General features: G+C 47.4%; 7 protein-coding genes. 3 read left to right on the top strand and 4 right to left on the bottom strand.

What is annotated here, in order from left to right; genetic code table 11:
• The 4 genes from FVR03_RS08095 to murI form a co-directional block, all read right to left on the bottom strand.
• On the bottom strand, window positions 1-529 hold a 529-nt coding region (locus tag FVR03_RS08095; RefSeq protein ID WP_255474124.1), incomplete at its 3' end, for an ABC transporter permease.
• Between the two features lie 800 nt (window positions 530-1,329).
• Entirely contained in the window at window positions 1,330-2,496 is a 1,167-nt protein-coding gene (locus FVR03_RS08090) for a glutathionylspermidine synthase family protein (RefSeq protein ID WP_255474123.1), read from the bottom strand.
• Between the two features lie 182 nt (window positions 2,497-2,678).
• Window positions 2,679-3,230 (bottom strand): Cj0371 family chemotaxis-regulating polar lipoprotein, encoded by a 552-nt coding sequence (locus tag FVR03_RS08085; protein ID WP_147921238.1) that lies wholly within the window; start codon window positions 3,228-3,230, stop codon window positions 2,679-2,681.
• A 183-nt stretch (window positions 3,231-3,413) separates the two neighbouring features.
• Window positions 3,414-4,217: a glutamate racemase gene (murI, locus tag FVR03_RS08080; RefSeq protein ID WP_439651040.1), complete on the bottom strand. Its 804-nt coding sequence runs from the start codon at window positions 4,215-4,217 to the stop codon at window positions 3,414-3,416.
• Between the two features lie 328 nt (window positions 4,218-4,545).
• On the opposite strand from murI, the gene FVR03_RS08075 reads away from it, so the two are divergent.
• From FVR03_RS08075 to FVR03_RS08065, 3 genes are all read left to right on the top strand, one after another.
• A complete protein-coding gene (locus FVR03_RS08075; protein ID WP_147921236.1) occupies window positions 4,546-5,079 on the top strand; it encodes an RDD family protein in 534 nt (177 codons plus the stop codon).
• 58 nt (window positions 5,080-5,137) lie between these two features.
• Window positions 5,138-5,527, top strand: coding sequence for an SPW repeat protein (locus tag FVR03_RS08070; RefSeq protein WP_147921235.1), 390 nt, complete (start codon window positions 5,138-5,140; stop codon window positions 5,525-5,527).
• 99 nt (window positions 5,528-5,626) lie between these two features.
• On the top strand, window positions 5,627-7,510 hold the full coding sequence (locus tag FVR03_RS08065; RefSeq protein ID WP_147921234.1) for an ABC-F family ATP-binding cassette domain-containing protein: 1,884 nt from the start codon (window positions 5,627-5,629) through the stop codon (window positions 7,508-7,510).
• The last annotated feature ends 143 nt before the right edge of the window (window positions 7,511-7,653 follow it).

Below are 7,653 nucleotides of genomic sequence, written 5' to 3'. Positions count from 1 at the left end.
TGGTACCAATAATTAATATGATACCCGGCACCAACAAGAGCCAAGGAGTTACCAACAGAGGTGCTTCCAGAAACAGCCAATAGTACACCATGAGCAGCACAAGCAGCACCAACTGCATCAGGAACCGCAGAAAATGAGTGCTGATAACCGAGAGCGGCATGATAATTCGAGGGAAGTATACTTTACTGAAAATATGAGCATTGTCTTTAAAAGTGCCCGATGTGCCGGTAAAGCTGTCGTTGAAGAAGTTCCAGAGCACAATACCCGAAAAATAAAACAAGACAGGCGGAATAGAACCAGTGGCAATACCCACCATTTTACCGAACACCAGCACATAGGTCACCAGCGTCATGATAGGCTGAATCAGAATCCAGACGGGGCCAAGCATTGTTTGCTGGTAGTTTAGCAGGAAATCGCGGCGCACCAAACTTCGTATTAAGTACCTGTACCCCCACATTTCTTTCAGGCCCGAGCCCCAATAGCTGGTCCGGCTGCTTATCTCCCACTTATTTTCTGGTAATCCTGACATAAAATGAATTAATGGTGCAAAATATTTTCTGACAGCCTCCTAAACAGACTAAAAGCTTTAAGAACAGCATTAGCTAAAAGAAGATTAAGTTTGTGTCATTTTGAAACAAACCAACAGCCTGCAATTAACTTATTTTTTATATAATAATACTATTATTTTCTTGAAATACAAAAATTATATCTGCAAAACTCAATAGCTATAAATAAGTATTTCCTAAAATGATTCTATAAAACCGTGCCTGTTTAGCTGCTGCTGCGGGAGAAAAATTAAATTACTGTTAAATTTTTTCTTTTTAACATCACATCTCTTACGAAATGCCTAAGAACAGTACAAACAACCATTGAGCCTTTGTTATTGCGACCCAAGCTGTTACTAGTAAATAAAGAATTTTTATGTGACACTAGCTCGATCCATCAATCCCAAGCCCCCATTATCCCATTTTGGTCCTTATTTTCCCAAAAAGAAACTGCATAAAAGCAGTAGAATGGAAATATTTTGAAACTCGTTGGGAGAAAGGAAAGGCTTCGGTATTTGCCCAGATTAGGATTGGTAAATAGGGAGGGCCAATTATTTAAACAAAAAGACCCTTCAGAAGGAATTTCTGGTAAACTTTGTCAAGGGTCAGACCTGACAAAGCAGAAGGAGCGGGTGCAGCTGCTTCAGAAACAGTAAGGCAGCTGCAGAAAAAATGAACAAAGCAGGCGCAATAGCGCTTACCCCTGGCAGAAAAATCTGAAAAAAGCTTTGGGAGGCAGTTTTCATTCAAATAATTTGATTTTCCGCAGCAGCAGTTCAGGCTCTTAGCCTACCAGGTGCGGCACAAACTGCGAGAGGTTCGTTATAATACCTTTCTCTCGCCGATACCCGATGGCGCAACCCTCACCAGCCCAAAATACACCCGCCTGGTATTGGTAACCAGCTGCATCTTGCGGCAGGTCGCACCACCGCTGGTATACCTGCTGCTGGTTGTCGTATTCACCGTTGGTTTTGAGGATGCGCCTGGTGTCGACGACCTCCAGGCTCTGGCCCTCGCGTCCGAAATAAGGCTTCCGAATATATTTCCCGGATAAAGGCTCCAGGTCTGCTTCCAGCAGCAGTGGGTGATATGGGTAAGCCTTCCAGAGCCAGGCCAGCATGCCTTTGCTCTGAAACAATAAGGTATAAGCCGGGTTTGCGATAACAACCGAACGGGTTCGGGAAAGCTGTGTCAGGCTTTCGAGCAACTCCGGCTCCTCCCAGGCCAGCTGCTCCCATGGCAACAGCTTAAACAGAAACTGAAATTGCTGCCACTGCTCCGCTCCTACCTGCGCCCAGATTCCTTTGTCTACACCCTCAGTCGAAACAGATACATTTTCGATAGGGCAAAGGTGTGCCTCAAAACCGGCCTCTGTGGCAGCCTGGGCCAGCACCGCACAGTTTGTTTCGTCTTCGGCACTTTCGCCGAGGTAAGTCAGCAGCAAGGCAGCCGGCAAGTCGTCGTTGAGCATGCGCCACGACTTAAACTGCTCCACCAGGGCCTCGTATAAACCAGAATATTGTTTTGCATCGTTTTTACCGGCTGCTGCCAGGCTGGCCCATTGCACCACCGCCGTTTCCGGAATAGAGGTTGCCGTATCGGCGTTAAACTCCAGCAGTTTTGGCCCCTCAGGCGTCTGCACCAGGTCGAAACGGCCGTAAAGGTGCCAGTGCCGGTCATCGTTCCACGACTGGCGCACCAGCCGCCACAGTTTCTCCGGAATACCAAGCACCTTCAGAAAAGCATCTGGCAGGTCGTCGGGCACTGCCTCCACCATCATGTTATACAGGCTGTTGGCAGCTTCGAGCAGATAATCTGCTTCGTCTTCGGCTACTACTACTGCCTCACCGGGCACATAGTTGGCACAACCATCTTCCACACACCACTCCCAGCCTAAACCGCGAACAGCCTTGTCAACATCGCCTTTATGAGTCTCTACTTTGATGTTCATTCTGTTGCTACTCAGCATACTGCACATTTAATCTGTTTTATTGTATAAAGATGCCGCACCGTTTTTAGGGCAAGGCACTCTCACCCCTTGGCGCTTTTCAGGCTAAAAAGCTTTGGAAGGGCGTTTTCATTTAAATAATCTGATTTATAGCACCAAGCCTCTCTGCCGGACAAGCTGCAAAATCAGGAGCCGGCACCGCTGCTACGCCCCTTAAAGAAACCACTTCGGCCCGCAGCTGGAGCCGTGGCACGCTGCCGGTAAGTCTGCACATTCTGGCGCCAGGCTTCGGTGCGGTTCATCACGCCTGGGTTTGCGTAATAGGTAGCGCGCGGGGCCATCATGCGGCCAGCCATCATGCCCATACCGCTCCACCACAGCACACTGCCCAGCCCGAAACCACCTGATTGGTAGGTGCCCTGGTTCTTTGCCACTTCCTGCATACGGTTCTGCAGCGCCACGCCCTGCAGTGTATCTATGCGCCCATCCTGGTACTTCAGTATAGCCATACTATTGTTGGGGGTGGTGGTGCGCTCATCGGTAATTTTCCATTGGTCGGGGGCTTCTTCTGTAAGTTCCGTCACAATGCCATCTGGCGTGGCTACTTCCTCTCCACTGTTCCACTCGTTGTTACTGCGGGTGTTGGTGTCGCAGCTGGTTAAGCCCATACAGGCAGCAGCAGCCATAATAAAGGCGTTGCGCTTAAAATCGCCAATGGTTAAATATCGTTTCTTCATCTCTTTTTGCTTCTACTGTTACAAGCTAACTATTTTTACGGTAAATAAAGGTTGGCTGGCAGTTTAAAAAGGTAATTTAAAGCAGCAGAACACTGCTCAACCCTTCCCCTGTTAAAGTCGAAATGCAGCACCCGACTTTCATTCCTTCTGAAAACCCTCTTTCAAATCCTTTAACTTATAAGCTCATTCCCACAGCGGAAAGCTCTCCAGGTGCACCTGCCGCTTAAAGAAAATACGGGTCGATTCTTCGAAGGAGCGCGTAAAATCTGATACGTAGAATTTATGGTCGCCGGTAAGCTTCTCTGCTGCCAGCCCACTTTGCTGCAGGTACGCTTTTACGTGTTGGGCAACAATCTGGCTCGCATCCAGCACATCAACTCTTCCTTCGAAAAAGCGCTCAATCTGGTTTTTTATAAGCGGATAATGCGTGCACGCCAGAATAAGAGCTTCTACATGCTCCAGTTCCTGATCTGAGAGATAGGTGTTAATAACGCTCTCCGAAATAGAGTCATTAAAAAAACCTTCTTCTATCATGGGAGCCAACAACGGCGTTGCCACCGACTTTAGAACGATGCCAGCCTCCAATTCGTCTAATTTACGCCGGTAAACATCAGAATTAACTGTTTGTTTTGTTCCGATAAGGCCAACCGATCGGTTTGGGTACCGCTCGCTAACATAGGCAATAGTAGGGTCTATAACATTGAGCACCTTGGCTTTGCTGCCCACATACTCCTTTACCAGTTCGTAGGCAGCAGCTGAGGCAGAGTTGCAGGCAATTAAAATAACCTTGCAGCGCTGCTTTATCAGCAAATCGCAGATTTTAACGGCATAAGCCTGTATAGCAGCCGTAGACTTGTCGCCGTAAGGCAAATGGGCTGTATCGCCAAAATAAATGATCTGCTCCAGGGGCAGCACTTGTGTAATAGCCTGTGCCACAGTTAGTCCGCCTATACCACTATCAAAAACCCCAACAGGTTGCTCTTTCATATGCATACTTGTATAGCGCAAAGTTAGCTAAATTAAGAGAAACAGCCTGTTCACGCCCCATTTTTGCACCTTCACTAAGAAAAGAATTTTTATGAATTTTATTTTAAAAAATCTGGTTTTATATAGAAGATCACAAAATATCGTTGTATGTTGCAATCGTTTAGTTAAGTACCGCATACCATTTTATATTTTGTTTTAGAAACACCACCTACCCGCCTGCTGCTCTTTACGCTTGCCCACAAGCCACAGCATGAGTTACCCTGAACTTACACGAAAGCTCTCTTTCGTGCCTGCACACCAAACCTACACCTTTTCAAACTTAACCCTTATGTTACGAGTTCAGCTTACCCCTACCCCTGTTATACAGCGGTCATCGCTGTACGGAGACCAGACCATCCGATTTGTGGCTTTTCTTATCGATTCTATTTTACTTGTTTTCTTTTATTCGCTTATCTTTTATTCTATCACAAATCAACAACATGCGCTACCTAGCTGGAGCCTGGGCAACCTGCAGAGCAATTTTCAGGTAGGCATGGTGGCTGAAGTAGTGGAAAAATTGTTTATAACACCGTATTTCCTGCTGGCTCATTGGCTCTATTACACGTTACTGGAGGCCTCGCCCAGGCAGGCAACTATTGGCAAGTTTGTGCTGGGGCTGCAAGTAACCGATTTACACGGCAAACCATTAAACTTAGCCAAATCCAATATTCGCTATATAGTTAAAGTAGTATTGGCGGCACCTGTATTAATCGGATTTTTGTTGATTATCAATGAAAGACGCAAGCAAGTACTGCACGACTACATAGCAAAAACAGTAGTTGTATCTATACAGAAATACAGCAAAAATACTATTATATCCTAAACCGCCTGAAGTCTGGTCTCGTATAACGTAGCCTGAAACAAACTGAAAGGAGGAAACTATGCGATTTATTCCAACCCGATTTCATGGGATTCTAGATTATGTTGTTGGGCTGTTGCTCATCGCTTCGCCGTGGCTGTTTAATTTTGCTGCCGGTGGCGCAGAAACCTGGGTACCTGTTGTCATAGGTTTGGGGGTGCTGTTGCAGACCATTTTAACCGATTTCGAACTCGGCCTGATAAAGAAAATACCAATGCAGTCGCACCTGATGATGGATTTTGGTATTGGTGTTATACTTGCCGTCTCGCCTTGGTTATTTGGTTTTGCAGACCATGTGTACACACCGCACGTCATATTTGGTGTGTTCTCTATTTTAGCATCGTTAACAACTCACCGGGTGCCAAGCAGGGCATTCCGCTCCCATAATGTGCACGACGACCCACTAAGATAGTCGTTGTAACAGATCCTATAAAATAAAAGCAGGCTGATGTAGCATCAGCCTGCTTTTAATTTATAGGCCCCTAACCACAGAAATACGTAAATTTGCAACATGAATTATTTATCTGCAGAAAACCTCTCTAAAAGCTTTGGCGACCGCTGGTTGTTCAAAAATCAGAACTTTGGCATAAACCAGGGCCAGCGCATTGCCCTGGTAGGCGTAAATGGCTCGGGCAAAACCACTTTGCTTAACATTTTGGCAGGCAAACTACCTCCTGATGAGGGCAACGTGAGCACCCGCAAAGGCATAACCGTAAGTTACCTGGGCCAGAACCCTGAGTTTAACGAGGAGCTAACGGTGCAGCAATCCATATTTTCGGGGCAGAGCGATGTACTCGATGTGATAAGAGACTACGAAGCAGCTATTGCCAACCCCGACACTAGCGCCAACACCATGCAAAAGCTAATGGAGAGTATGGACGAGCTCCAGGCCTGGGATTTTGAAGTGCGGGTAAAGCAGATTCTGTCGAAACTAGGCATCAACAACCTCGACCAATATATTAAGTCGCTTTCGGGTGGGCAACGCAAGCGCGTAGCCATGGCGCGCGTACTTATAGAGGAGCCCGACCTGCTTATACTCGACGAACCAACCAACCACCTCGACCTCGACACCATTGAGTGGCTCGAGAACCTGCTCTCTACCCAAAACACTACCCTGCTGATGGTAACCCACGACCGCTACTTTCTGGACAAAGTGGCAAACGAAGTGGCAGAACTCGATGGTGGCAGCCTCTACAGCTACAAAGGCAACTACAGCTATTTTGTAGAGAAAAAAGCCGAACGTGAGGAGGCTTCCGCAGCCGAAACCGAAAAGGCCCGCAACCTGATGCGCAAAGAACTCGACTGGATTCGCCGGCAGCCAAAAGCACGTGGAACAAAAGCGAAATACCGCGTTGATGCCTTTGAAGAACTTAAAGAGAAAGCTGCCAAAAAAGTAGCGGGCCCGCAACTGGAGCTTTCGGTAAAGACCACGCGCCAGGGCGGCAAGATTATAGAGGTAGACCACATCTCGAAAAGTTTTGGCGACAAAGTAATTGTAGACGAGTTTTCTTATGTTTTTAAGAAGAAAGACCGTATTGGCGTGGTTGGCCCCAACGGTGCCGGCAAATCTACGTTCCTGAACATGCTCACGGGCAAACTGTTACCCGACAGCGGCACCATAGATGCCGGCCAGACAACTGTTTTCGGTTACTACACCCAAAACGAGCTTACGTTTAAAGAAGACCAGCGCGTAATAGATATTGTAAAAGACATTGCAGAAGTAGTGGAAATGGCAAATGGCGAGGTCATAACTGCCAGTCAGTTTCTGCAGCACTTCCAGTTCGCTCCGCCCCAGCAGTATACGTTTGTAAGCAAGCTGAGCGGTGGCGAAAAACGGCGACTCCAGCTCTTGCGCGTGCTCATCCAGAACCCGAACTTCCTGATTCTGGATGAGCCGACCAATGACCTCGACATTATCACGCTCAATATTCTGGAAGACTTTCTGCTGAACTTTGGAGGCTGCATGCTAATTGTGTCGCACGACCGTTATTTTATGGATAGACTGGTGGAGCACCTGTTCGTGTTTGAGGGCGAAGGCCAGATCAGGAACTTCCCGGGCAACTACACCGATTACCGCGAGTGGCTAAAAGACCAGGAGACCCAGGAACCAGCACCAAAACCAGCGCCTGTGGCCGCACCTGCAGAACCTGTTAAAGCACAGGCTCCTGCCCCCGACAAGCGCAAGGCTACTTTTAATGAGAAAAAAGAGTACGAGAAGCTGGAGAAAGAAATAGCGAACCTCGAAGCCCGCAAAACGGAAATAATAGGCCTGATGAATGGCGGCTCCACCACCGACCACGAACAACTGAGCAGCTGGGCCACCGAGTTGGAGAAAATAAACGAGCAGCTGGAGGAAAAAGAATTCCGATGGCTGGAGCTGTCGGAGCTAGTATAACTCCTTAGCACTCTTAACAAGTTAAACCGGCAGGTAAAGGCAGAGGCACTCATTGTGCTGCACTGCCTTTACCTGCCGGCTCGTTTTAGCAGAATTTGAAGCAAAAATCATTGAAAAACTTACACACCTGCAGTTCAATACCG

It is taken from the genome of Pontibacter qinzhouensis, from assembly GCF_008017455.1.
Classification (GTDB): domain Bacteria; phylum Bacteroidota; class Bacteroidia; order Cytophagales; family Hymenobacteraceae; genus Pontibacter; species Pontibacter qinzhouensis.
Note: the sequence above shows the minus strand (reverse complement) of the source record. Positions and strands in the feature narration are given on the sequence as shown.

Excerpts from the sequence above, each read along its gene's own strand:
- FVR03_RS08090 (WP_255474123.1), bottom strand. The coding sequence starts at position 2,496 with ATGAACATCAAAGTAGAGACTCATAAAGGCGATGTTGACAAGGCTGTT.
- FVR03_RS08085 (WP_147921238.1), bottom strand. The coding sequence starts at position 3,230 with ATGAAGAAACGATATTTAACCATTGGCGATTTTAAGCGCAACGCCTTT.
- murI (WP_439651040.1), bottom strand. The coding sequence starts at position 4,217 with ATGAAAGAGCAACCTGTTGGGGTTTTTGATAGTGGTATAGGCGGACTA.
- FVR03_RS08075 (WP_147921236.1), top strand. The coding sequence starts at position 4,546 with ATGTTACGAGTTCAGCTTACCCCTACCCCTGTTATACAGCGGTCATCG.
- FVR03_RS08070 (WP_147921235.1), top strand. The coding sequence starts at position 5,138 with ATGCGATTTATTCCAACCCGATTTCATGGGATTCTAGATTATGTTGTT.
- FVR03_RS08065 (WP_147921234.1), top strand. The coding sequence starts at position 5,627 with ATGAATTATTTATCTGCAGAAAACCTCTCTAAAAGCTTTGGCGACCGC.